Annotated in this window: 24 protein-coding genes; 11 read left to right on the forward strand and 13 right to left on the reverse strand. The window is 36.0% G+C overall.

Features of this window, described 5'->3' with window-relative positions:
* The 6 genes from C8N37_RS11810 to C8N37_RS11835 form a co-directional block, all read right to left on the reverse strand.
* A complete protein-coding gene (locus C8N37_RS11810) occupies positions 1–669 on the reverse strand; it encodes a hypothetical protein (RefSeq protein ID WP_108159111.1) in 669 nt (222 codons plus the stop codon).
* 17 nt (positions 670–686) lie between these two features.
* A complete protein-coding gene (locus tag C8N37_RS11815) occupies positions 687–2,204 on the reverse strand; it encodes a RagB/SusD family nutrient uptake outer membrane protein (protein WP_108159468.1) in 1,518 nt (505 codons plus the stop codon).
* Between the two features lie 28 nt (positions 2,205–2,232).
* Positions 2,233–5,166: a SusC/RagA family TonB-linked outer membrane protein gene (locus C8N37_RS11820; RefSeq protein WP_108159112.1), complete on the reverse strand. Its 2,934-nt coding sequence runs from the start codon at positions 5,164–5,166 to the stop codon at positions 2,233–2,235.
* A gap of 606 nt (positions 5,167–5,772) precedes the next feature.
* The gene (gene argC / locus C8N37_RS11825) at positions 5,773–6,786 is read right to left on the reverse strand and encodes an N-acetyl-gamma-glutamyl-phosphate reductase (protein ID WP_108159113.1); all 1,014 of its coding nucleotides are present in this window, start codon (positions 6,784–6,786) and stop codon (positions 5,773–5,775) included.
* A gap of 186 nt (positions 6,787–6,972) precedes the next feature.
* Positions 6,973–8,157 carry an argininosuccinate synthase gene (gene argG, locus C8N37_RS11830; RefSeq protein WP_108159114.1) on the reverse strand — a complete coding sequence of 395 codons (1,185 nt, stop codon included), beginning with the start codon at positions 8,155–8,157 and terminating at the stop codon, positions 6,973–6,975.
* 60 nt (positions 8,158–8,217) lie between these two features.
* Positions 8,218–8,934: a GNAT family N-acetyltransferase gene (locus C8N37_RS11835; RefSeq protein ID WP_108159115.1), complete on the reverse strand. Its 717-nt coding sequence runs from the start codon at positions 8,932–8,934 to the stop codon at positions 8,218–8,220.
* Between the two features lie 665 nt (positions 8,935–9,599).
* On the opposite strand from C8N37_RS11835, the gene C8N37_RS11845 reads away from it, so the two are divergent.
* Positions 9,600–9,791, forward strand: a complete 192-nt coding sequence (locus tag C8N37_RS11845) for a hypothetical protein (RefSeq protein ID WP_228115712.1) — start codon at positions 9,600–9,602, stop codon at positions 9,789–9,791.
* A gap of 36 nt (positions 9,792–9,827) precedes the next feature.
* Here C8N37_RS11845 and C8N37_RS11850 read toward each other — a convergent pair whose 3' ends face one another.
* Entirely contained in the window at positions 9,828–11,960 is a 2,133-nt protein-coding gene (locus C8N37_RS11850; protein WP_108159118.1) for a S9 family peptidase, read from the reverse strand.
* 168 nt (positions 11,961–12,128) lie between these two features.
* Between C8N37_RS11850 and C8N37_RS11855 the strand changes: the two genes are divergently transcribed.
* From C8N37_RS11855 to C8N37_RS11880, 6 genes are all read left to right on the forward strand, one after another.
* Complete coding sequence (locus tag C8N37_RS11855; protein ID WP_108159119.1) at positions 12,129–13,760, forward strand: S8 family serine peptidase; 1,632 nt, start codon at positions 12,129–12,131, stop codon at positions 13,758–13,760.
* 72 nt (positions 13,761–13,832) lie between these two features.
* On the forward strand, positions 13,833–14,015 hold the full coding sequence (locus C8N37_RS11860; protein WP_108159120.1) for a hypothetical protein: 183 nt from the start codon (positions 13,833–13,835) through the stop codon (positions 14,013–14,015).
* 53 nt (positions 14,016–14,068) lie between these two features.
* Positions 14,069–14,737: an endonuclease III gene (gene nth / locus C8N37_RS11865; RefSeq protein ID WP_045754616.1), complete on the forward strand. Its 669-nt coding sequence runs from the start codon at positions 14,069–14,071 to the stop codon at positions 14,735–14,737.
* Positions 14,738–14,819: 82 nt separating this feature from the next.
* Positions 14,820–15,839: a recombinase RecA gene (recA, locus tag C8N37_RS11870; protein WP_045754617.1), complete on the forward strand. Its 1,020-nt coding sequence runs from the start codon at positions 14,820–14,822 to the stop codon at positions 15,837–15,839.
* 75 nt (positions 15,840–15,914) lie between these two features.
* Complete coding sequence (locus tag C8N37_RS11875; RefSeq protein WP_108159121.1) at positions 15,915–16,688, forward strand: endonuclease/exonuclease/phosphatase family protein; 774 nt, start codon at positions 15,915–15,917, stop codon at positions 16,686–16,688.
* Between the two features lie 6 nt (positions 16,689–16,694).
* Positions 16,695–17,876 carry a metallophosphoesterase family protein gene (locus C8N37_RS11880; RefSeq protein ID WP_108159122.1) on the forward strand — a complete coding sequence of 394 codons (1,182 nt, stop codon included), beginning with the start codon at positions 16,695–16,697 and terminating at the stop codon, positions 17,874–17,876.
* A 75-nt stretch (positions 17,877–17,951) separates the two neighbouring features.
* On the opposite strand, the gene pruA is transcribed toward C8N37_RS11880, so the two are convergent.
* The 6 genes from pruA to C8N37_RS11910 all read right to left on the reverse strand — a co-directional run bounded on the left by pruA (position 17,952) and on the right by C8N37_RS11910 (position 22,157).
* The gene (gene pruA, locus C8N37_RS11885) at positions 17,952–19,589 is read right to left on the reverse strand and encodes an L-glutamate gamma-semialdehyde dehydrogenase (RefSeq protein WP_108159123.1); all 1,638 of its coding nucleotides are present in this window, start codon (positions 19,587–19,589) and stop codon (positions 17,952–17,954) included.
* Between the two features lie 97 nt (positions 19,590–19,686).
* Positions 19,687–20,352 carry a peptide-methionine (S)-S-oxide reductase MsrA gene (gene msrA / locus C8N37_RS11890; RefSeq protein ID WP_108159124.1) on the reverse strand — a complete coding sequence of 222 codons (666 nt, stop codon included), beginning with the start codon at positions 20,350–20,352 and terminating at the stop codon, positions 19,687–19,689.
* A 73-nt stretch (positions 20,353–20,425) separates the two neighbouring features.
* Positions 20,426–21,034, reverse strand: a complete 609-nt coding sequence (locus C8N37_RS11895) for a superoxide dismutase (RefSeq protein WP_108159125.1) — start codon at positions 21,032–21,034, stop codon at positions 20,426–20,428.
* Positions 21,035–21,131: 97 nt separating this feature from the next.
* On the reverse strand, positions 21,132–21,602 hold the full coding sequence (locus C8N37_RS11900) for a nucleoside deaminase (RefSeq protein WP_108159126.1): 471 nt from the start codon (positions 21,600–21,602) through the stop codon (positions 21,132–21,134).
* A 1-nt stretch (position 21,603) separates the two neighbouring features.
* Positions 21,604–21,942 (reverse strand): tRNA-binding protein, encoded by a 339-nt coding sequence (locus tag C8N37_RS11905; RefSeq protein WP_108159127.1) that lies wholly within the window; start codon positions 21,940–21,942, stop codon positions 21,604–21,606.
* Positions 21,942–22,157 (reverse strand): nucleoside/nucleotide kinase family protein, encoded by a 216-nt coding sequence (locus C8N37_RS11910; protein ID WP_108159128.1) that lies wholly within the window; start codon positions 22,155–22,157, stop codon positions 21,942–21,944. The genes C8N37_RS11905 and C8N37_RS11910 overlap by 1 nt, the downstream gene beginning before the upstream one ends.
* Before the next feature lie 83 nt (positions 22,158–22,240).
* On the opposite strand from C8N37_RS11910, the gene C8N37_RS11915 reads away from it, so the two are divergent.
* From C8N37_RS11915 to C8N37_RS11930, 4 genes are all read left to right on the forward strand, one after another.
* Positions 22,241–22,831, forward strand: coding sequence for a porin family protein (locus C8N37_RS11915; protein WP_108159129.1), 591 nt, complete (start codon positions 22,241–22,243; stop codon positions 22,829–22,831).
* A gap of 160 nt (positions 22,832–22,991) precedes the next feature.
* Complete coding sequence (locus tag C8N37_RS11920; RefSeq protein ID WP_045754625.1) at positions 22,992–23,762, forward strand: succinate dehydrogenase cytochrome b subunit; 771 nt, start codon at positions 22,992–22,994, stop codon at positions 23,760–23,762.
* Positions 23,763–23,815: 53 nt separating this feature from the next.
* On the forward strand, positions 23,816–25,750 hold the full coding sequence (locus C8N37_RS11925) for a fumarate reductase/succinate dehydrogenase flavoprotein subunit (RefSeq protein ID WP_045754626.1): 1,935 nt from the start codon (positions 23,816–23,818) through the stop codon (positions 25,748–25,750).
* Positions 25,751–25,801: 51 nt separating this feature from the next.
* Complete coding sequence (locus C8N37_RS11930) at positions 25,802–26,575, forward strand: succinate dehydrogenase/fumarate reductase iron-sulfur subunit (protein ID WP_021191913.1); 774 nt, start codon at positions 25,802–25,804, stop codon at positions 26,573–26,575.
* Positions 26,576–26,642: the final 67 nt, after the last annotated feature.

Raw genomic sequence — 26,642 nt, forward strand, 5'->3', positions numbered from 1 at the left:
TTATTTATTTAATAATTTGGCTAGTTTACTGAACCCGAAGTTATGACTGGGACTTAAAATATGAACTGTTCCATTGGTTGTCTTCACGTTGACAACCGAAGTATTACTTTCCTGCCAGTAACGTTGAAAAATGGAATTGTTCATATCGCTCAGTTTAATCTGCTGTTGTCCCCCATTGGTGATTCCAGATGCTGATGTAACGGTATACATCATATTCATACGATAGTCATCAATACTTCTAATTTCTCTACCTTCTCTGAAATCTTTTAAATAATTGGTGTTATAATTGCCGTTAAAAGCGTAGTGATATAACAAACTATCTAGTATCAATTGAGGAATATCTTCGATATAAAGGGGATTTCTATTGGCTGCCATTCTTACGGCATTCATAGCTTCTATGGCATTAGTAAAGCTACTATTGCTCATAGCAAAGAATGTCAAGGTATCGGTTGTTGCGTTTAACTTACGTCTCAAGTCTGGAACACGTTCTAACGCGAATAATAACGAGTCATAGCTCGTGCCCTGCGTTTCTAAAAAATTTAATGTGGTTCCTTTAAACTCAGTGTCTTTTAGCTGATAATCTTCATAATAGGTGTTTCCTTTTTTACAGGAGGAAAAGCCTATTATCAGTATAAAAAAGGAAAATATGGTATATAATTGTCTTTTCATCTTGATATATTGCTAAGTTATTTCCAATAATTATTTTGTTGTAATTTTGAATTTCGGGACAATACATCTGCTGAAATAGGCCAATAAATTCCGCCATTGGTAATCAAATCATTAATGGTTTGATTATTCTTTTTGATTTTTGCTAAACGAATTTGATCGTACCATCTCCAGCCTTCTCCCATCAGTTCACGACGACGCTCTAGAAAAATCTCTTCCAATAGATCATTTGGAGAGGAGGAGATATAAGGTTTCAACCCACGTGCAGATTTGATCTGATTTAAATACTTGATTGCATCGTCACGTTGCCCTAAGACCACTTTAGCTTCTGCTTGTAATAGAATCATTTCTTCCAGACGTGTAAACACGAGATTTGATCCAAAAATGGAGAAATCAGAATCACCACTACCATCACGAATCACCTTTATTTTAGAGAAAATAGGAATATCGCCATTGTAATTGCTAAAATAATTGGTCCGAACCAGCCCAGACACTGAATCTATTCCAAATCGTGTGTCATTGACATCATCAAAGACTTGATTGATGGTATCGCGAGAGATATAGATGTCTGGCTTAGCTTTCGTAACAATTGGATAGCCTAATGTCAGGGATTCGATATGTCCTGTATTGGTGGCTTCACCTAATTCATACGATGAGCGTATGGCTAAGATCTGCGCTCGTGTACTAGGACCAAATAAGCCATTTGTAGGATTGACAATATTGGGCACAGAGAGAATCTCTAATCCTCCTCTTGTATAGTTATCGACAACAAATTTAGCATACACATCAGCATTAATATATTTACCTTGCCAAGCAGCAACATGTGCTAACAAAGAATATGCGGTCAATTTATTGACTAAAACACCTACCCATACACTGGAGTTTTCACCATAATAAGTTTGTGTTCCTGCACCATATACGTAGGGCAATTCTTCGGCTGCTTTTAAAAGCTCTTCTTCAGCAAAAGCCAGTACTGTCGCTTCTGAGGATTTACCTACTTCGGCAAAACTTCCATTATCATAAGAGTCTTTCAGCAATGGAACTTCACCCCAGATACGTACCATGTAGAAATACATGAACGCGCGAATAGTTCTAGCTTGTGCAATATCAAATTTTAAATCGCGCTCTGTATACCGCCTATCTTTTTCCATCACCTGCGGCGCTCTTTCTATAAATAATGATGCAGCATTGATAACGGCATAGAAGCGTCTCCAATCGGTTAAATCTTTGACCAAAGGATAAGCTGCTTTCAACTTATTTTCTTGAACACTCCGTAAGTCAGCTCGGGAATAGGCGGTGAAATCTCCGTATCGCATTTCTCCATAGACCCAATGTGCATAGCTATTGGATGTTGCAGCACGCATCAATCCATACATCCCCATAAGGTGCGCACGTGTGTCTGAAATGGAAGCCCATTCTTTGCTTTCGGAACCTAAACTGGATGATACAATATCCAATTTTTTATTACAGGAAGTTGCTGAAATTAGAACACTTAGTCCCATTAACATGACAACTCCCAATTGATTAAATCTTTTCATTTTTAACATCTTTTACAGCATAATGATATTATAGTTCCAATTTGATTCCCATAGAAATCATGGGAGACAATGGCAGACCATATCCCGTATAGTAGCCATTGAAGTCCACCAATTCAGGATCTTTTCCAGAAAATTTGGAAATGGTCAATAGGTTGGTTCCGGATACATAAACATAGGCTCTGCGTATCGTCTTGACCTTATCTTTAATGGAGTTAAGGTGGGCAAGATCATACCCCACACTGAGTGCTCTCAGCTTTAGGAAGGATGCGTTTTCTAAAAATAGATCTTGATCAACACGGTAGGCTACAATCGAACTCCATGGATTATAAATAGGATACTTACTGATATCAACATCTTGTTGCCAATGGAATACTTCACGGATACCTTCTAACGAATTGGTATTTTCTGTATTGATGAAATCGTATTTATTGGAGGCACGTTGATTCATTGCTTTATGCCCTAGAGCGAAATACCATTGAAAATTAAGGTCAAATCCTTTATAATTAAATTGATTCTGGAATGCTCCAACAATTTTAGGCATCGCATTACCTTTCATGACACGATCTTCATCATTCACTTGGAAATCACCATTTTGATCTTTCCAACGTGGATCGCCAACAGCGAAATTTACACCATCAAATTGTAGCTTTTGACCATTCTGTACTGGAATGTCTGATTCTTCGTTATAAATACCTTCATTTTCATATAACCAAAATTGATCAATCGCGTGACCAACTTTCAATAAGCGATCGCCTACCACCAGTTCGCTACGACCTTCAGGTAATGCTGTCAGTTTATTTTGATTATAGCTTAATGTTAATGAAGTTTTCCATTGAAGTGCAGTTGGATTATGGAGTATTTGTGCGCCTAGATTTAAATCCACGCCTCTATTTTGAACAGTCATACCATTAATAATCTGACCACTATAACCGTACTCTGCTGGTATTGGTGTATTGATCAATTGATTGACATCCTTCTTTTGATAAAGCGATAATGCAAAATCGAAGCGTTTATCAAGCAATGATCCGTCAAAAGTCAACTCAGCATGATCACTGTAAGGCCACTTGATATCATATCCTACCCATCCTTCGGAATAAGGGCGTGAGGCTACTGCAAAACCATTGTAGGAAACGAGTGATTTTTCAGAACCCCAATTTAGATCTGCAGTATAATTTGGACCAATGGCATATTTACTTGTAAAAATAGGCTTTCCTATTCTAGCCCACGATGCTTTTACATCAAAATGATTCCATAATCCGTCATTGGCTTCTGGAATAAAGTGATATTTTGCCGCAAATGCGGGAGTGGTGATCCACCTAGAATCGGGCTGCATGGTGGAAGATCCATCGTAACGTAAAACAGCATTTACTTCTAACTTATTATTCCAGCTGTATTCTCCTGAAAGATACAAGGAATGTAATCTAAAGTCTTCGCGATTCGACCAGCGGTTGACGTATAAACCTCCAACTGGTGTTAGATAACCTGCATTGTTAGAATTTCCATCAACAACATTGACTTTGATAAAATCATTGGGTCCATCGTATGCGCGTGAATAATTGTAGCGGTATAAATCTTGTGTATAAGTTGATCCTAAGGTGAAATTGAATTTGTGTTTATCTTGTACGGCAATATTATAATTCAAAGAATTATTAAAAACCAAACGTTGATTAAATCCAAAATAACTTGACATATAATTGTTGGTTTCCATCAAAGAACTAGGAAAGAAGGCTTGTCTAGCACCCTCTGAATAATCAATACCTAGGCTGGAATTAAATTTCAAATTAGGAAGTAGATATAAATCTAAATTGACTAATACATTAAGCATATTGACAGAATTATTATCCAGTGCTTTATCATACATGGATAAATATTCTCCGTACATCTCTTTATTGGGAGAAATCGGCACAGATAAATCTGGAACGTATGAGGCTTCTCCAAAACGGTCTCTTAAGCTTTTATTACGGTCTCTTAGACTACGGCTTGCATTGATTGTTGTTCCAAAATTAAACCATTTGAAGGGCGCCATATTGACGTTGAATAACGCATTGTAACGTTCAAAATTTGTTTTATCTGCTGAACTGGCATTTTTAACGTACCCGCCCATAAAAGCAAAATTGGCACGATCTCCACCGCCACGGATTCCCAAGTTTCCGCCATAAATGGGAGTTGTCTTATAATATTCTTCATTCCAATTTGCTGGACCGTAATAGTTAACATTGGTCGAGTCACTCAAATAACCTGGATAAGCTAATCGATCGGATGTAGAGGCATATTTACTGTAGAATGAAGACCTAAATAGATTTTCATATTGTGCATTTACAGGTGTTACAGTGGGTTTTGTTGCCAAACCTACATAAGCATCAAAATTAATTTCACGCTTCCCTTCTTTTCCAGGCTTAGTTAAAATCCAAATGGCACCATTAGCAGCAAGAGGTCCTAGTTTTGCTAATTCAATTGGATCTTTAATCACTTGAATCGATTCAATAGCAGATAAATCAATGCCTGCGAAATTATCTGTTGCTGGACCTATCCGATTGAATTGATATTGTTGAATAGAATACGTAAAGTTGTTCTCTCGAGCGATAGGAACACCATTGATGTAAACTGCAGGTTGCACATTGATGGCATCTTTAGTTTCAAAGAGCGGGCTCCCTAGTCCTCGGATAACCATGTTCTTGATAGAACCCGGTTCTCCACTGGACTCTTGGACATACAGTCCAGAAACTTGACCTTTCAATACTTCGGAAATACTTACCAAAGGTAAGGTCTCCACCTGCTTGAAATTGAGGCTATCCTTGACCGATTTCTTTTGCAACAAGGATTTTAACCTCCCTCGCAAAAGCTGTTGATCCACTTCGCTTATTTCAGAAGTGTCTTGCTGCATCCGCCACATATCCCAAGAACGGGCATGCGTTTTTTGCAACATCGGGACAAGAAATAAAAAACAAAAAAGTCTTTTCATCCGATTTTAATTTAGGCTTAAAAATTAAAAATGCAACTCTTATGGTTAGTATAATAAGCTGCGGCTATTCGCTATTTAAAAGCGTTAATAATTGATAGTTAGTAACAATTATATAACATTAATTTAAATACAAAAGCATCGTAAGCACACGAAATCGTTTGCGCAAACTACACAATCGATTGCAAAAGTTTATGTATTACATAAGTTGATTTATTCTCAGGATAAATGCGTTATAGCCCATGAGCCTATCTTAAAGGCTATTTTTATCACATTTTTTATATCATTTGGATGATTTTTGATGTTGACCGTGAGGGAAGAGCTTAACAATCAAAAGACTATCAAAGGTGATACGAAAGAAGGGATAATATATTTATTAGGACGATAATACTGGAAATGCGACTATCAGCATTAAAAAATCGCTATCGATTTGCACTTGAAAGGAATTGCTGAACAAAACGTAATGTTGGATACAATAAGGAGAGGTTTTGGTCAGCATTAGTGATCGTAATAAAATGAATAAGACTATTATTTAATTGCTTATACAATAAAAAAAGCGAAGGCTATGATGGTCTTCGCTTTTCAATTATATAATATTTTGGAATAGATTTAGAATCCTACACTTTTTAAATTTAATCCTATTCTTTCGTCTAAACCAAACATTAAATTCATATTTTGTACTGCTTGTCCTGATGCACCTTTTAACAAATTATCAGTTACATTTAAGATTAACAATTTGTTACCGTGTTTTTCTAAATGAATGATACTTTTATTTGTATTGACAACTTGTTTCAGATCAATATTTTTACGACTAACATGTGTAAATGGATGCCCTTCATAATAATCTTCATACAACTCATAAGCCTGCTCTTCCGATAAATCTGAATCAATATATATCACCGAAAATATTCCTCTGGTGAAATCACCACGTTGTGGAACAAAATTGATTTTCTCTGCTGCACGTTCTAACAATGATTGATCGGACTGGGGAAGGAATCCATCTTGCAACTGTGCTAAAGATTCTGATATTTCCTGTAAATGTTGGTGTTCAAATGATTTATAGGCTGATAGATTATTATTTCGCCATGAGAAGTGCGTAGTTGCTCCAGGCTTCTGTCCTGCCCCAGTAGAACCTGTTGTAGCATTGATATGGATCTGGTCTGGTAATATTCCCTTATATGCCAATGGTAATAGTGCTAATTGAATATTCGTTGCAAAGCAACCTGGATTGGCAATATATTGTGCTGATTTGATAAGTTCTCTATTCAATTCTGGTAGACCATAAACAAATTGCAGACCTTGATACGAAGTATTTGATTTTAGGCGGAAATCTTGAGATAAATCAATAATTTTTACTGATGCATCTACTGGATTTGCATCTAAGAATTTCTGTGCATCTCCGTGACCTACACACAAAAATAACACGTCAATATTGGAATGAAAATCTGAAGAAAAAGTTAATTCGGTATCGCCAAATAAGTCATGGTGTACTTCATAGATTTTATTTCCAGCATTGGAAGCACTGTTGGCAAATACAATATCAACTTCTGGATGGTATATCAATATACGTAATAATTCACCTCCTGTATATCCTGCTGATCCTACTATTCCTACTTTTATCATTTTTTAGTATTTAGATTATTAATTGGACTAGGCATGCATGTACCTAATATCTGCTTTCATTCCATGATCTATCAGTGAAACCAATGGAACTTAAAAATGGATCCCTATCTCAAATGATGAGTTTGGGATCCATTACTTTTTTTTAAGAAAAAATTAATGAATTCGAATAATCGAATTTATATATCTTTATTTTCCGTTGACTTTATGCCAAATAATGGTTTGATTACCAAATATTTTAGAGAATCCTTTTACGTCATCTCCAGTATATCCAGCATTCATCTCGCCATATGTTCCAAACTTATTAGACATCAAATCATGTTCCGATTCAATACCGATCACAATAAAACGATATGGATGCAACTCGACAATTACTTTTCCTGTTACAGCTTCTTGTGTTGATGTTAGGAATGCTTCGATATCACGCATAACGGGATCATGCATCTGTCCTTCATGCATGTAATTGCCATAAAATCCTGCAATCTGGTCCTTCCAAGATAATTGCCATTTGGTCAGGGTATGTTTTTCTAAAGCATGATGTGCTTTGATCAATACTACTGATGCAGCAGCCTCAAATCCAACACGGCCTTTGATACCAATAATGGTATCTCCGACATGGATATCACGACCGATACCATAAGGTTGAGCCAATGCTTGCAATTCTTGAATAACACGTACGGCATCTAATGTTTTTCCATTCAACGCTGTTGGTTCACCCTTTACAAAATCAATCGTGATTTGTTGAGGTTCTGTAGAAGTAACGGGCGTTGGCCAAGCAGATTCTGGTAAATATTGATTAGAAGTCAATGTTTCGGCTCCTCCTACTGAAGTTCCCCAAAGACCTTTATTAATGGAGTATTTTGCTTTTTCTGCTGAATACTCAACACCATGTTTATTCAAATATTCGATTTCATCTTCACGTGATAATTGTAAATCACGGATTGGTGTTATGATCTCAACTCCTGGAATCAAGGTATGGAAGATCATATCAAAACGTACTTGATCGTTACCTGCACCTGTAGAACCATGTGCTACGCATTCGGCTCCAATTTTCTTCGCATAATTGGCAATAGCTGTGGCTTGACAAACACGTTCTGCTGAAACGGATAATGGATAAGTTGCATTTTTCAATACATTACCAAAGATTAAATATTTGATAGTTTCGCGGTAATAGTCTTGCGTTTCATCAATAGCTGTGTGCGATTTTACACCTAAAGCATAAGCACGCGCTTCAATTTGTTTTAATTCCTCATCTGAGAAACCACCTGTGTTAACTACTACTGAGTGAACTTCTAAACCTAAATCTTGTGTCAAATAAATACAACAAAATGATGTATCTAACCCGCCACTAAATGCTAAAACTACTTTTTTCATCTTTTTGGATTAATTCGTTGATCAACCTCTCCTAGAGGTTTGATCAAAAATATAAAAAACTTAAAACTCCTTAACTACTTTTTTACTCTTATGGAAATTGACCGCAACGAACTTTTTTGCTGATTTCCATAATTTTGCTTCTATCCGCTTCAATAGAGATTGTTTTTGCGTAATACGCTCTAATCTTTCTTTTGCTTCTGCTTTTCGCTGAATTTTTTCTTTCAATTCACGTTCCTTATCTACAGGATCCCAAAGCATCGCTGTACACATACAGTTTTTACGGTCTTTACTCAATAAAATATCGTAATTCACGCAACTTTGACAACCTTTCCAAAACTCTTCATCCTGTGTCAATTCGGAATACGTTACAGGTTCATATCCCAATTCGGAATTAATTTTCATAACCGCTAAACCGGTTGTTAGACCGAATATCTTAGCATGAGGATATTTTTCTCGGGATAATTCGAAAACTCTTTTTTTAATTGCTTTGGCCAAACCTACTTTTCGAAATTCGGGGTTGACAATTAATCCGGAATTGGCAACATAATCACCGTGTCCCCAAGTTTCTATATAGACAAAGCCCGCCCATCGACCATCTTTATGTAAAGCAATTACTGCTTTACCTTCGATCATTTTATTGGCAACATACTCTGGCTTGCGACGAGCAATACCAGTACCCCGAGCTTTTGCAGACTCGAACATTTCATTGCAAATCTGCTCAGCATATGTTACATGCTCAGGTTTTGCGGGAATAATTAAAAATTCTGAAATAGTCATTGACTTACGACCCAAATAATAAAACGAACAATCGAAATTGCGTTTTGTTATGAAAAAACAATTAATAAAATCGTGGAGCGCCATCATCGGACCTGATGATATTACTAAAAAGAAAGATTACTACCTCATATCAAGCCCGAGGTAGTATGGGTCGTCGAAAGCGAAGAACCGGAATCTCCATAAACATAAAACAACAATATCCCCTTAATGCAAACTTTTCAAAAGCATGCAGCTGAGAGAACTTATATATATTGTTATTCTTCATTTTCCAGTTATCGTCTTCTAATGTGACGGTGCAAATGTATAAAATAATTTTTTTCTTTTCGGCAATAATACTGCTCATTTTTTATAAAATGACAAAAAACAATAAAAAGAGCAAAATATGGAATATAAAACCTCTAAATCAACTACTTAAATCAATTTACTACAATGAATAAATGATAAATAAAAAAACCAATATCCTAATAAAAATCAATATTCTTTAATAACTTCCCATCAATGTTTAAAAAAAATAAAGAAATAGAAACTTTTAGTATTGTCATTAAAATTAGATAATTTTGTACTTCATCGGTGAATATATAAAGTTTACCATTAGTACACAACGTCATATGGACACACCTAGTATCATTTTCTATTGCATTTTTGGTATCCCATACTTTATTTTTATGTATTGGTTAGTTAGACAAGATAAACAAAAGTATGCTTGGGGAATAGCGCTTATTACTGTAATTGCTATACTTGCTATATATGTTTCCCAAAAAGCGAGTAAAGTTGCGATCGACAATTATCAACAACATCAAATTGATTCTAGACAAATAGAACATGATGAGAAGATGGATAGTTTGAATCATAAATAAAATAAAGCGCCAGGGGCGCTTTATTTTATTTATGATCTATTTTTCAATATGCTCCAAGGCAAACAAAAAGGCATAGTTAAGCGCAATATCTTTAAGATAATCAAATCTTCCTGAAGCTCCTCCGTGTCCGTATTCCATATCGGTCTTCAACAATAATATATGATTATCCGTTTTCATCTTTCGTAACTTTGCGACCCATTTTGCTGGTTCAAAGTATTGCACTTGACTATCGTGTAGCCCAGTCGTGACTAATAGGTTTGGATATTCTTTTTCTTCTATATTTTCATATGGTGAATAACTCTTCATATATTGATAAGCTTCTTTATCATTTGGATTTCCCCATTCATCGTATTCATTAGTCGTCAGGGGGATGCCTTCATCTAACATCGTATTGACTACATCGACAAACGGGACCTGTGCAATGATGCCATTCCATAGCTTTGGTTCCATATTGGCTACTGCTCCCATCAAAAGTCCTCCCGCACTTCCTCCTTGAGCATAAAGGTGTCCTATGCTAGTCAATTTTTGATCAATTAAATAATGACCACAGGCAATAAAATCGGTAAATGTATTGATCTTATTCATCATTTTTCCTTCCTCATACCACTTTCTTCCCATTTCCTCTCCGCCGCGGATATGAGCAATTGCATAGACAAAACCACGATCTAATAAGCTTAATCTAGCGCTGTTAAATGTCGGGTCCATCGCATAACCATAAGAACCATACGCATATAATAGTAATGGTGCTGAGCCATCTTTCTTAGTACTATTTTTATAGACAAGGGAAATGGGAATGCGAATACCCTCTTTTGATGTTGCAAAGATCCGCTCTGTTGTATACGCACTTGCATCATAACCTCCAGCAACTTCTTGTTGCTTCAATAAAGATTTTTCTCTAGTGGCTAGATGATACTCATAGGTAGAAGGAGGTGTGACTAACGAGGTATAACCGTAACGCAATTTATCGGTATGATATTCCACATTAGTACTGGGATAAACCGTATATGCAACTTCTCCAAAATCAAGATAATACTGCTCCTTAGTAGTCAAGTTATGTATAGCGATATGAGACAATCCATCTTTACGTTCGGAAATGACCAAATAGCTTTTAAATTCATCGATATCACTTACTAATACGTCTTCGCGGTGAGGAATAAATGTTGTCCAATGCGCTTTATTCGTATTTTCAAGAGGGCACTGCATGACTTTAAAATTTATAGCATCATCATTTGTGACAATCAGAAAGCGGTCTTCTAAAGCTGTAACCTGATAGAGCACATCTTTTATTCTCGGTTGAAATACTTGAAAATCTCCATTGGGGTGATCAGACTTGAGGTATAAAACCTCTGATGAAAGTGTTCCTTCCGATTGAATAAATATATATTCACCATTCTTGGATTTGCTGACACCAATGTAATTGGTATTATCAATTTCGTTATATACGGTCACGTCATCCTCCGAATTGGTTCCCAATGTATGTCTATTAATTTTTTCACTCAATAGTGTAATTGGATTTTTTGCTGTATAAAATAGCGTTCTATTATCCTTAGCCCAGATGGAACTCCCAGATGTTCTATGCAGTTCATCTTTATAGATCTCCCCTGTAAGTAAATTTTTAATGTATATGGTATACTCTCTTCGTGATACGGTATCGACACCAAAAGACATCAGACTGTTATCCGGGCTTATCGAGAAGCCAGTAGCAGAATAATAGGCATAACCCACTGCCATAGCATCAATATCGAGCAGAATTTCTTCTTTAGCATTAGGCTGATCTTTCTTCCTGCAAAACTTAAAATATTGTCTTCCTTCTTCTGTACGGGTATAATAATAATATCCATTTTTTAGATAAGGAACGGACTCATCTTTTTCCTTAATACGCGCTTTCATCTCCTGAAACAGTTGCTCTTGCAATACCGCAGTAGGTTTTAGCACGGTATCGGTATAATCATTCTCTTTTTTTAAATAGTCAATGACCAAATCTGCATCTGGTCCTTTCTTAAAAAAATCATTCATCCAATAATAATCATCTACTGTCTGATCATGATGAATATTTCTCAGGTGCGGTTTGACTTGAGCTATAGGAGGTAATATGGCCTCTTTTTTTAACCCTTTGATGTCAGACTGTTGTGCTGAAACGGCTCCTACTATACTATTTAAAATAATCATACTTATTATGCTTTTACTGATGAGATAATGCTGAATAAACAAATAAAATTCGGAATTATACAAAAAGTAAAAATAAGGATGTATTCGCATTATTTAATAAAAATTAACATTTTAAGCCCCTTCCTAGCATTATATTTGCAGATCGTAACAAGATCAAAATATCAACAGATGAATTTAAGAAGATTACTTTATGTATTTGCTATAGGACTGACCCCAGTTTTGGGAAATGCTCAAGATCATAAAAGCGTACCTGAAAATTGGTTTAATTTAGATTATGAGAAAGATGGTGTTTTAGGTATAAGTACAGAAAAAACTTATGAAAGTCTATTAAAAGGTAAAAAATCAATTCCTGTAATTGTTGCCGTGCTGGATGGTGGGGTTGATGTCAATCATGAAGATCTGAAAAATGTCGTCTGGATTAATGTTAAGGATAGTTTATCTAATGGTATTGATAATGACAAAAATGGATTTATCAATGATCGATATGGATGGAATTTTATCGGTAATGCCAAGGGAGAAAATGTACAGTTTGATAATTTAGAGCTGACCAGACTGCTCCGTAAAGATGCACCAAAATACAGTGGAGTAACTGCTGCGACAGTATTAACTGATCAAGAGAAAAGAGCTTACAATGCGTATTTAAAAATGGTAGCAACCTATAATGAAAAATTAGATGATGCTAAATATGGTGCCATGAATTATGTTGCCCTCAAAGAGAATATTGATAATCTAGTAAAAGGCATCAATAAAGATAAATCACAAATCACCATAGCAGACCTGGACAGTCTTAACCCTGCTGGCAATCGTCAAAAAATAGCCATCAGAATCGCTAAAGAAGAGATCGAAAAAGCCGGTGGATTTGCTAAATTTTATCAGGACTTAAAAGAAGGAGCTGATTATTTTGGAAATCAAATTGCTTATCATTTAAATAAAGATTATGATCCGCGTTCCATTGTTGGGGATAACTATGAGGACGCCACTGAATATCATTATGGTAATCCGGATGTAACCGGATCTGATGCGCTACACGGTACGCATGTTGCTGGTATCATTGCTGCTGATCGGACAAATACAATTGGTATTAAAGGCGTGGCCGATAATGTCAAGATTTTATCTGTCCGCCTAGTGCCAGATGGTGATGAGCGGGATAAAGATGTCGCTAATGGTATTCGTTATGCAGTGGATAACGGTGCAAAAGTAATTAATATGAGTTTTGGCAAGAGCTATACTTATAATAAACAAACAGTAGATCAGGCGGTACAATATGCGATGTCAAAAGATGTATTACTCGTGCATGCGGCAGGTAATGATAGTGAGAATAATGATCGATCACCTAACTACCCCAATAAATTTTTTACTGATAGTGTAGGTGCAATAAGTGGAGTTGCTGATGCATGGATTACTGTTGGTGCAACTGGCCCGCGTAAAGATGAGGAACTTCTTGCCAGTTTTTCTAATTACGGCAAGACTTCAGTCGATGTGTTTGCTCCCGGATTATACATCAATTCAACAACGCCTCATTCGGAGTATAAAGAAGAACAAGGCACCAGTATGGCTGCTCCTGTTGTAGCTGGGCTTGCTGCCATGTTGCGATCTTACTATCCGGCATTAACAGCTTTGGAAACAAAGGAAATTATCATGAATTCTGTTACAAAACTAGAAGACACGGTGCGAATTAAATTAGAAGATGGATCTTTTAAAACGGTTAAATTATCTGATATATCCCTTTCTGGTGGTATCGTAAATGCATATTCGGCAGTGGAAAAAGCAAATGAATATATCACAAAAAAGAAAAAATAAAATATTGACATAATATTTGCATCTTGTTTTACGTTTTACTAATAAATTTAACGATAACAACAACGATTGCGTATGGTCGAAAACTTTACAACTGAACATGAAGTTAAAAACATCGAAACAGAAACAAAATTTTCTGATGATGATGTAGAGCAACAATTAAAACTTCAGCTACCCCATATCATGATGAATCCAAGTGATTCTTGCATTGAAAATATTTTGAATTATTCAAAATCGGTAGTTACTAAAAAGGCTTAGTCGGGAGATTAAGCCTTTTTTATTTTTTAAAAACTTAACTATCTTTGGTAGATATGTTGAAAAAAGATAGATATAAAGCTTTTGTAGAATATTTTTCTAAGAATAGCCCAGATGCGCAAACGGAATTAAACTATAGCAATCCCTATGAATTATTAGTAGCTGTTATCTTATCTGCTCAATGCACCGATAAACGAATCAATCTGGTAACTCCTAAACTTTTTCAACAGTTTCCTAATGCTGAAGCTTTGGCCAATAGCAGTGTGGATGAAGTATTTACTTATATCCGTTCGGTCAGTTACCCTAATAATAAAGCGAAACATTTAGTTGGTATGGCTAAAATGCTGGTCGATGTATTTGACTCAGTAGTTCCAGAAAAAATTGAGGACCTGATCAAACTGCCTGGTGTAGGTAGGAAAACAGCAAACGTAATCTCATCAGTGGTGTATAACAAGCCTGCTATGGCTGTCGACACACACGTGTTTCGTGTGAGTAATAGACTTGGATTAACGAGCCGTGCCACCACACCTCTTGCAGTAGAAAAGCAATTAGTCAAATATTTACCCGAACATACTATTGCAATCGCGCACCATTGGTTAATATTACATGGTCGATACATTTGCTTGGCTCGAAAACCACAATGTGATAAATGTGCCATTACTTATATGTGTAAATACTTTGAAAAGACGCATCAAGTAAAAGAAATCAAGGAAAGCGTCAATTAAAAAATATAGACTAATTTTTTTAGTAAAAATATTTTGTGAATTAAAAACTATTGTGTACTTTTGAATCAACAATACTAAAAATATGAGCAACCCAGATAAATTAAAAGCGTTACAGCTTACATTAGATAAATTAGAAAAATCATATGGCAAAGGTGCCATTATGAAATTAGGAGATACTACTGTTGAGGCTATCGAATCTATCTCTACAGGTTCTTTAGGTCTAGATATCGCATTAGGCATCGGTGGTGTACCTAAAGGACGTATCATTGAAATATATGGTCCTGAATCTTCTGGTAAAACAACCCTAGCGACCCATATCATTGCTGAAGCTCAAAAGACAGGCGGGATTGCAGCGTTCATCGATGCGGAACATGCTTTTGACAAATATTACGCTCAGAAATTAGGGGTTGATGTAGAAAATTTATTAATTGCACAACCTGATAATGGGGAGCAGGCTTTAGAAATTGCAGATAACTTAATTCGTTCTGGAGCTATTGACATTATCGTTATTGACTCGGTAGCTGCTTTAGTACCAAAAGCGGAGATTGAAGGTGAAATGGGTGATTCAAAAATGGGTCTTCAAGCACGTTTAATGTCTCAAGCTTTACGTAAGTTAACGGGTACCATTTCAAAAACAAACTGCTGTTGTATTTTTATCAATCAACTTCGTGAAAAAATTGGAGTTATGTTTGGTAATCCTGAAACGACTACTGGTGGTAACGCATTGAAATTTTATGCATCTGTCCGTTTAGACATTCGCCGTACTTCTCAAATCAAAGATTCTGATGAAGTATCGGGTAATCGTATAAAAGTAAAAATTGTTAAGAACAAAGTAGCTCCTCCATTCCGTATAGCAGAATTTGATATCATGTTTGGAGAAGGTATTTCTAAAGTTGGTGAAATCATCGATTTAGGTGTTGAATATAATATCATCAAAAAAGCGGGTTCATGGTTTAGCTATGGCGAAACGAAATTAGGTCAAGGTCGCGATGCTGTAAAAAACCTATTGCATGATAATCCAGATTTAGCAGATGAGTTAGAAGCTAAGATCAGAGCTGAAGTTTCGGGTGTAGATCCTAACCTCGTTTTAGAAGAAGGTTAATTTTATATAATATAAATAATTTAGGTATAGCCATTCCCAAAAGAATGGCTATATTTATTTTTAAAACCTTTGCCAATGAAAAATCATATCTTTCCTTATTTCATTCTTTCCATTTTATGTTGTAGTTCGTTCGGACTTGCAGCACAGCAATTAAAGATATTGACTTATAATATCCATCACGCGAATCCTCCTAGTGAAAATGAAACTGTTATCAATTTAGATACTATTGCTGCTATTATCAAAAGAACACATGCTGACCTAGTGGGCTTACAAGAAATTGATGTTAACTTAGATCGTTCTCAAAATATCGATCAAGCGAAAAAATTAGCTGAACTTACGGGTATGCATTACTTTTTCTCTAAAGGAATTAACCTTGATGCAGGTGAATATGGCACTGTCATCCTTTCGAAATATCCTATTGTAAAAACCGAACGCTTGGAGCTTCCCTCTCCTATTGCGAGTGAAAAAAGAAGTTTAGGCATCATCCATATTAAATTAAATGGAAGGACAATCAAATTTGCAAATACACATCTTGATCTCAAAAACGAAAATAGACTGGCACAAACAGCTTTTATCATAGATAAGTTTAAAAATGATCAGGAACTTGTTATTTTAGTTGGAGATCTAAACGCAGAGCCAGAAGAGGAACCTATCCGCAATTTAGAACAAATATTTACACGAAGTCAAATCAAAAATGGATTTACAATACCTGAAGTAGATCCTGATCGTGAAATTGATTATATCATGGTAAATAAAGGAAATCAATTTAAATTTAAAAATCATCATGTTTTATCTGAAACATACGCCAGTGATCACAGACCTGTATATGTTGAAATTAATGCCCAATAATATCTCATGAGTATCAACCGAAGAAAATTTCTCGAAACCTTAACTATTGCAGGCATCACACTACCAAACATAAGTCTTGCCGATGAAAAAAATAACGGAGTCGATAGCGTAAAATTTGATTTTATCGTTCCCGCATATCTACAAAATCAAATCAATAGTAACATAAGCATCTTTTCAATTGTTAGTAAACCAGCATTTGCTTGGCTAGAAATCTTAGATGACAACAATCAGATCAAGAGCAAAATATATCAAAGTGAAGATGGTATGTTAGAAGCAAATACTGATTTATTTAAATTCACCATAATTGATGCTCCAAGGATATTTAAATATAGAATTGTAGCTAAGGAAGTTCTAAAATTTGAGGCTTATAAAATTGTTTATGGCGAGGAAATTAAATCGGATATTTTTTCTGCGAAATTAGCGAAAAAAGACCAAGATCAGATCAGCTGCCTGATATACAACGATGTGCATGAAGTAAAGAATACATACAAAGACCTAGTACCTCATCAAGATACAGATAGATATGATTTTGCAATTCTAAATGGAGATTCATTTCATTATGTAAGCAACCAGAATGACATCACCGAAAAACTGCTACAACCCTTTTCATTTTTTGAAACGAGTAAACCTTTTATCATGAATCGAGGAAATCATGAAACTAGGGGCTCATTTTCGCGTATTTTCAAGAAGTATTTTGGTTATCCAGAAAATAAATTTTATCAATCTTTCAAATTGGGACCTATTTATTGGATTCTATTAGACAGTGGAGAGGATAAGCCCGATACTCATCAAGTATATGGTGGGACTGTAGATTATGATAACTATCGCAAAGAACAGGCGGTTTGGTTAGAACAAGTATTGCAATCAAAAGAAAGAAAATCAGCTCAACATACGGTAGTGGTCAGCCACATTCCTATTTTCCACGCTGATGATTGGCACGGCACATTACATAACCGATCAACCTTTCATCCATTGTTTCAAAAATATAAAATTGATGCGATGATTACAGGTCATACACACCAATATGGTTATCACCCCCCTGACCAAGACCATAACTATACATTATTTATTGGAGGCGGCCCTAAGACTGGGGAAAGAACGGTGATCGATGTACATGCTAATAAAAAATCCTTGGATATAAAAATGATTAAGGATAACGGCGATATTGTGGGGCAGCTCCAAAAATAAAACTACTATCGTGTAATAACAGAAGAGGCGTTTACTTAAGTAAACGCCTCTTCTGTTATTATAAATACAATTTGATTATTCGCCCTCTTCTAAGAACGGATATTTGTAATTGGTATCTGGATTAAAAGTTTCTTTGATCGTACGTGGGGATACCCAACGTAGTAAGTTGATCATAGAACCTGCTTTATCATTAGTACCTGAACCACGAGCTCCACCGAATGGCTGTTGACCTACTACAGCTCCTGTACATTTGTCATTGACATAGAAGTTACCCGCAGCATTGCGTAATGCATGTGTTGCTTGTGCTATAGCATAACGATCTTTAGCGATAACTGAACCTGTTAATGCATAGATAGATGTTTTGTCAACAATCTCCAATGTATCTTCCCACTTCTCGTCTTCATAAACAAAAATTGTTAAAACAGGACCGAATAATTCCTCTGATAGGGTTTCGTAATCTGATTTTTTAGCTACAATAACAGTTGGAGAAATAAAGTAACCTTTAGATTTATCATATGTTCCACCGATCACAACTTCAGCATCAGCAGATTCTTTTGCACGGTCAATATATTTTGTAATCTTATCAAATGATTTCTCATCAATAACTGCATTGATGAAGTTTGTAAAATCTTCTGTTCCACCCATTTTGAATGAATTCACATCTGCAGTCATTGCATCTTTCAATGCTGGCCACATGGATGCAGGAACATAAGCACGTGACGCTGCTGAACATTTTTGTCCTTGGTATTCAAATGCACCGCGAACTAATGCCGTGTTAGTTACCTGTAAATCAGCTGTTGGGTGAACTAAAATAAAATCTTTACCACCAGTTTCTCCAACAATTCTTGGGTACGTTTTATAAAGGTGAATATTCTCTCCAATTGTTTTCCATATATCTTGGAAAACTCCTGTAGAACCTGTGAAGTGGATACCAGCAAAATCTGGGTGTTTGAAGATTACCTCTCCGGCATCAGGTCCTGACACATATACAAGATTGATCACACCTGCTGGCAAACCTGCTTCAATAAAAATTTCCATCAATACTTGTGCAGAATAAATCTGTGCATTAGATGGTTTCCATACGACGACATTACCCATCATAGCAACGCATGACGGTAAGTTTCCTGCAATGGCTGTAAAATTGAAAGGTGTCAAAGCAAAAACAAAACCTTCTAACGGACGTTGCTCAAGACGATTCCATACTCCTTTACCTGATACAGGAGGTTGTTGTGCATAGATTTCAGTCATGTACTGTACGTTGAAACGTAAAAAGTCGGTGAACTCACATGCTGCATCAATTTCTGCCTGATAAGGATTTTTTGATTGCGCCAACATCGTTGCTGCATTCAATTTGTAACGGTATTTTGTAGATGCTAGTTCTGCTGCTTTCAAAAAGATAGCTGCACGATCTTCCCATGGTAAGTTTTCCCAATCGCTTTTAGCTGCTAAAGCTGCATTGATAGCGTCTGTTACATGATTTTTTGTACCTTGGTTATAGTGTCCTAAAAGGTGTTGGTGATCATGCGGTGGATTGATCGATACTTTATTTTCTGTACGTACTTCTTCTCCGCCAATATACATCGGAACGTCAACTTGCTTGGCACGTGCCTCATCGATAGCTGCTTTTAATAATTTACGTTCCTTAGTACCAACAGCATATGAGTAAACTGGCTCATTTGTGGGTGTAGGTACATTAAAAAATCCTTTTATCATAGTAATAATTTTATATTTTCAAAAACCTGAATTTCAATGAGTTTATTAAAATTCAGAATAAATTTACAAGATTTTAATCCGAGTTCCAATTATTCAATTAGTCTTTGGCCGTACTGGTAAAAATATGTTTAAACTTTTCCAATTTTGGTTTAATCACATATTGACAATAACGGTCATCTTGGTTATTGGCATAATAATCCTGATGATAATCTTCTGCTTTATAAAAAATAGTGTAAGGCACAATTTCGGTTACAATAGGACTTTCATAAAGATGTTCTTCTTTCAACTTTTGCAAATAATAATTGACTTTTGATAATTGTTGTTTATCATGAACAAATATGGCTGAACGATATTGAGTCCCTAAATCATTTCCTTGTCTATTTAGCTGTGTTGGATCATGCGCTATAAAAAATGCTTCCAATAAGGTGTCAAACTTAATTTTTTTAGGATCATATATCACATTGATAGCTTCTGCATATCCCGTTGCTCCTGTACTTACCTGGGCATAAGTCGGATTATTTGTTTTTCCTCCAGTATATCCCGAAATCACTTGTTCTACTCCTTCCAGTGTTTTGAATTGTGCCTCTACACACCAAAAACAACCTGCTGCAAAAGTAGCGGTATCCAGTTTTCCGGACTGCATATCGGGTAAGTGGTCAAAAGATGCTGTTTGATTTTTTGTAGCGGAGGGCTGGCATGATAACCATAAGCTGCAAATCGCAAATAATGCAAAAAGATGGATGTAACGATTAATGATATTCATACGATTACAAATTAAAAAAGCGGTAAAATGTGATCATTTTACCGCTTCATATGAGTTAGACAAAAGCTAAAAATTATTTAGCTGCTGCATAATTTTCGGCTACTGCATCCCAGTTGATCACATTGAAAATTTCTTCTAAGTAAGCTGGGCGTTTATTTTGGAATTTTAAGTAATATGCATGTTCCCAAACATCAATTCCTAAAATAGGTGTACCTTTTACCTCAGCAACATCCATCAATGGATTATCTTGATTTGGAGTAGAAGTAACTTGTAATTTACCTTCAGCATTGACAATTAACCAAGACCAGCCAGATCCAAAACGAGTAGCACCAGCATTTTGCAATTGTGTTTTCAATTCTGAAAAAGAACCGAAAGTTTCATTGATAGCTGTTGCTAATTCACCTGTAGGTTCACCGCCAGCATTTGGACCTAATACTGTCCAGAATAATTTGTGGTTATAATGACCACCACCGTTATTGCGAACTGCAGCAGGGTATTTACTGATATTTTTAACGATATCTTCTAAAGACAAGTTTTCTGCTTCTGTGCCAGCAATTGCTTTATTTAAGTTATCTACATATGCTTGATGATGTCTATCATGGTGGATTTCCATAGTAGCTTGATCAATATGTGGTTCTAATGCGTCTGACGCGTATGGTAACGCTTCTAATACAAATGCCATAATTATTTATTTTTGTGATTATTTAAAAGATTATTATATGCAAATATAACGTTTAATATAGTCTTATGTTTCGTTTCAGTATGAAATAATCTCATACTTAATACCGTTTTTGACGAAAAAATGATTTAACGAGCTCAGCACATTCTTCACCGAGCTTTCCAGATTCTACAATAGTTTTGGGATGTAAAATTTTATCATGGAACTGCGAATAACCTCTTTTCTCGTCCTTGGCTCCAAAGACAATTCTTGTTATATGCGTCCAATAGGCTGCACCAGCACACATTACACAGGGCTCTACAGTAACATAAAGTGTACAATCAACCAAATATTTACCTCCTAAGTGGTTTGCTGCTGCAGTAAATGCCTGCATTTCGGCATGAGCAGTTACATCGTTAAGGCGTTGTGTCAAATTGTGTCCTCTTCCTATTATGTTGCCTTTATGAACAATAACTGCACCAATTGGGACCTCTCCCGCAGCTAATGCTATCTGAGCCTCTTTGAGGGCTTGTTGCATAAAAAAATCATCCGCATTGTCTACAGATGTTCCTTCGAAATCAATATATCGCATATTACATTAATCTAGCACCATTTGGTACTTTCTTTTCTACAGTTGTTAAAATAATATCTCCCTGCTCATCTGCAAATCCAGTTACTAAGCATTCGGAAAAGAAATTGGCAATTTGTTTCCTTGGAAAATTAACAACTGCCACCACTTGTCTGCCCACTAACTCTTCTTTGCTATAGTGCACCGTAATTTGTGCACTACTTTGCTTGATACCTAAGATAGAACCAAAATCAATTGTTAGTTGGTAGGCTGGTTTTCGTGCTTTTGGAAAATCTTCTACCGCCAGGATAGTACCAACACGTAAATCAATTTTTTCAAAATCACTCCAAGATATTTCTTCCATTATAAACGATTACTTTCTATATTACTTAATGACTTGGATAGCGTAAATAAGACATATTCTCGATCTCTATTGAGACGAATCATCAAATGCTTGATCAGTTTTTCTTCTTGCCCCTCTTCAAACAATAAATCTGCATCATTCAGATGATTATATTTTCTTTTTATTTTTTCTTTCGCGATATTCCAATCAGATGTTGTTATTTTGAGCCTTATCATTTTTTAGGTATAAAATTTGCTTATATTTTTTAAACTTGATGATAGTTTAGTTAAAGATACAATTTATATAGAAAATAACAGTTATGAAGAAAATTTTACCTGCATTACTATTAATTTGCGGAAGTGTTGCTACTGCTAATGCGCAATTGTTACCTGGAGTCGAAATCGGTTTAAAAGGTGCCTTAAACTTTTCTAAATTTAAAAGTGATGGTAAGTATTTCAATTCAGACAACAAAGCCGGATATCAGGCGGGTCTTTATGGACGTGTTGGTATATTAGGTTTCCATGTTCAACCTGAGATTTACATTACTGGCAAAAACACCACTGTGAAAACAGATGGTGGAGAAACAACAGATGTGAAATTTACTTCTGTTGATATCCCTGTACTTTTGGGAAAACGCTTTGGTTTGGGACCGATTGGTGCACGAATCCAAACTGGGCCCATATTTTCTTTTAAAGTAGACGATAAACAAGATAAAGCAATTGCTAATCTAGACCCAAATAGCTATAAAAAAACAAATACTGCGTGGGCATTTGGTGTAGGTGCTGATGTTTCGAGTTTGCGTGTGGATCTACGTTACGAAATGGGATTGAACAAAGTCAACGATAGTCAAGCAAATCCAAAAATCAACATGTGGAGTATTGGTCTAGGCTACCGTTTGTTTAGTTTATAGACTTATAAAACAATCGACAAGGGGCTTGCTATCAAAATTAGCGAGCCTTTTTTATGAAAGATTTAGAATAGTTCTAAATTACTTCTTTTTCTTGTCAAAATTGTATCATATTTAATATCAAATAGTAGATTTGCCTAATTAAATTAAATTACAAAGGATAATGAGTAAATCAAAGCCAGTTTTAAGTTCTTCAATCGGGAAGAAGCTAATCATGAGCTTAACGGGACTTTTTTTATGTATGTTCCTAATCGTTCACTTGATTGGAAACTTGCAGTTATTTAAAGATGACGCGGGTTTAGCGTTCAACAAGTACGCTTATTTCATGACGCATTTTACCCCTATTAAGGTTGTGTCTTATTTATTGTATGCATCAGTAATCATTCACGTGATCTATGCCATCGTGATTTCATTAAAAAACAAGGCTGCACGTCCTATTGGATACGCATCTTATGATGGAAGCGCAAACAGCAAGTGGAATTCACGTAACATGGGGATTTTAGGTACTGTTATTTTGGTATTCTTGGCGACGCACATGTCAAATTTTTGGTGGAAATACCATAATGACCAAACACCTTACATCGAGTATCGTACAGATCTATCGACAGGTGTTACCACACATCAAGAAATCCAAGCTGCAGATTTTCATGATTATTCTATCGTTTCTGAAAATGGTGTTGAAATTGTGAAAGCACGTGACTTGTATAAACAAGTAGATTATGCATTCAAGAATGTTGGTTTGGTAGCTTTGTATGTTATTGCGATGGCTGCTTTAGCATTCCACTTAATCCACGGTTTTCAATCTGCTTTCCAAACAGTTGGATTCAATCACAAAAGATACATTGGATTGGTTCAATTTATTGGTGTATGGGTATTTGGTGTAATTATTCCAATCCTATTTGCAGCGATGCCATTATATTTCTATTTCCGTTAACAATATTTTAGGATGGTGCTATAAGGCACGATCTAATAAATAAAATATAAGATATGTTAGATTCAAAAGTACCTGCGGGGCCATTGGCTCAAAAATGGTCAAAACATAAATTTGAAATGAAGCTGGTTAACCCTGCTAACAAACGTAAATTTACAATTATCGTTGTTGGTACAGGATTGGCAGGAGCTTCTGCAGCTGCCTCTTTAGCAGAATTAGGTTACAATGTAAAAACTTTCTGTTATCAAGATTCACCTCGTCGCGCACACTCAATCGCGGCTCAAGGTGGTATCAATGCGGCAAAAGATTATCAGAATGACGGTGACTCTGTTTTCCGTTTATTCTATGATACAATCAAAGGTGGTGATTACCGTGCTCGCGAAGCAAACGTATATCGTTTAGCTGAAGTGTCTACAAATATCATCGATCAATGTGTTGCTCAAGGTGTTCCTTTCGCTCGCGAATATGGTGGTTTATTAGATAACCGTTCATTTGGTGGTGCGCAAGTATCACGTACTTTCTACGCGCGTGGTCAAACTGGACAACAATTATTATTAGGTGCATATTCGGCTTTAAACCGTCAGATACATAAAGGTAAAGTGAAATCATACACTCGTCATGAGATGCTTGACCTTGTTAAAATTGATGGACAGGCGCGTGGTATCGTAACTCGTGACTTAGTTACTGGTAAAATCGAATCACATGAAGGTCATGCTGTATTATTATGTACTGGTGGATACGGTAACGTTTTCTTCCTTTCTACTAATGCTATGGGATGTAATGTAACGGCTGCTTGGAGAGCGCACAAACGTGGTGCTTTATTTGCAAATCCTTGTTATACACAAATTCACCCAACATGTATTCCTGTTACTGGTGATCATCAATCAAAATTAACGTTGATGTCAGAGTCATTGCGTAATGATGGTCGTGTATGGGTTCCTAGAACAGTTGAATTGGCACAAAAACTTCAAAAAGGAGAATTAAAAGCTGTTGATATCAAAGAGGAAGATAGGGATTACTTCTTAGAACGTAAGTACCCATCATTTGGTAACTTAGTACCTCGTGACGTTGCTTCCCGTAATGCTAAAGAAGCAGTTGATGAAGGACGTGGTGTTGGTAAAACCGGAGTTGCTGTATTCTTAGACTTTGCAGAAGCAATTGGTCGTTTAGGAGAAGATACTGTCCGTGAAAAATATGGTAACTTATTTGATATGTATTACCAAATTACAGACGAGAATCCATACAAACAACCTATGCGTATCTACCCTGCTGTTCACTATACTATGGGTGGTGTTTGGGTTGATTACAACTTAATGACAACAGTTCCTGGATTATATGCATTAGGAGAATGTAATTTCTCTGATCACGGAGCTAACCGCTTAGGTGCTTCTGCTTTAATGCAAGGACTATCAGATGGCTACTTTGTAATTCCTTATACTGTTGGAGATTATCTAGCAAACTTAGGTTCTTTTGCTCCTGTTGATAAAAATCATCCAGCATTTGAAGAAACTCGCAAAGAGGTTGAAACTAGAATCAATGCATTATTAGCCTTAAATGGTACTAAAACTGTAGATGATCTTCATAAAGAATTAGGTTTGATCATGTGGGAATACTGTGGTATGGCCCGTACTGCTGAAGGATTAACTAAAGCTAAAGGATTGATCCAAAACTTGAAAAAAGAATTCTGGTCAAATGCGAAGGTATTAGGTGAAAATGAAGAGTTAAACATGTCGCTTGAAAAAGCTGGCCGTGTCGCTGATTTCATCGAATTAGGTGAATTAATGGTTGATGATGCATTAAACCGCAGAGAATCTTGTGGTGGTCACTTCCGCTTAGAATCGCAAACTGAAGAAGGTGAGGCTCTACGTATTGACGAAGAGTTTACTTATGTATCTGCTTGGGAATTTAAAGGTGAAAATCAACCAGAGGTTCTTCATAAAGAAGAGTTAGTTTTCGAAAACGTTAAATTAACACAAAGAAGTTATAAATAATATCATTGACTACTTTTATAGTAGTCAATTGATAGACTCAATATTATTATTATGAGTGCACATATGAATTTAACGCTAAAAGTTTGGCGTCAAAAAAACGATAAATCAAAAGGTCAATTCGTAACTGTACAAGCAAATGATATCGCCGATGATATGTCATTCTTAGAAATGCTTGATATTGTAAATGATGAATTGACTCGTAAAGGCGAAGATCCTATTTACTTTGATCATGACTGTCGTGAAGGTATTTGCGGAATGTGTTCATTAGTGATCAATGGACGTCCACACGGACCTAAATATGGTATCACGACTTGTCAATTGCACATGCGTTCATTCCATGACGGGCAAACAATTGTTATCGAACCTTGGAGAGCTGCTGCCTTCCCTGTATTGAAAGATTTAGCGGTAGATCGTACATCTTTTGACCGTATCCAACAAGCTGGTGGTTACACCAATGTAAATACTGGTGGTGCGCAGGATGCTAATAACATTTTGATTCCAAAACGCATTGCAGATGAGGCTTTCGAATCAGCTACTTGTATCGGTTGTGGTGCTTGTGTTGCTGCTTGTAAGAATGCATCGGCCATGTTATTCGTTTCAGCTAAAATCTCTCAATTTGCTTTATTACCTCAGGGTCAAACGGAACGTTATGAGCGTGCTCAGGCGATGGTTGATCAGATGGATGCAGAAGGTTTTGGTAACTGTACGAATACTGGTGCTTGTGAGGCAGAATGCCCTAAAGGTATCAAATTAACAAATATTGCTCGAATGAATCGTGAATATTTAGGTGCAAAACTTTTCAGAGAGGAAGATATCCACGGATAATAAAATATCCATTCATAGATAAGTCCTTACAAATCTTTTTGTAAGGACTTTTTTTATATATTTATAT

Source organism: Sphingobacterium faecium (assembly GCF_003054045.1).
In the GTDB taxonomy this organism is placed as follows: Bacteria; Bacteroidota; Bacteroidia; order Sphingobacteriales; family Sphingobacteriaceae; genus Sphingobacterium; species Sphingobacterium faecium.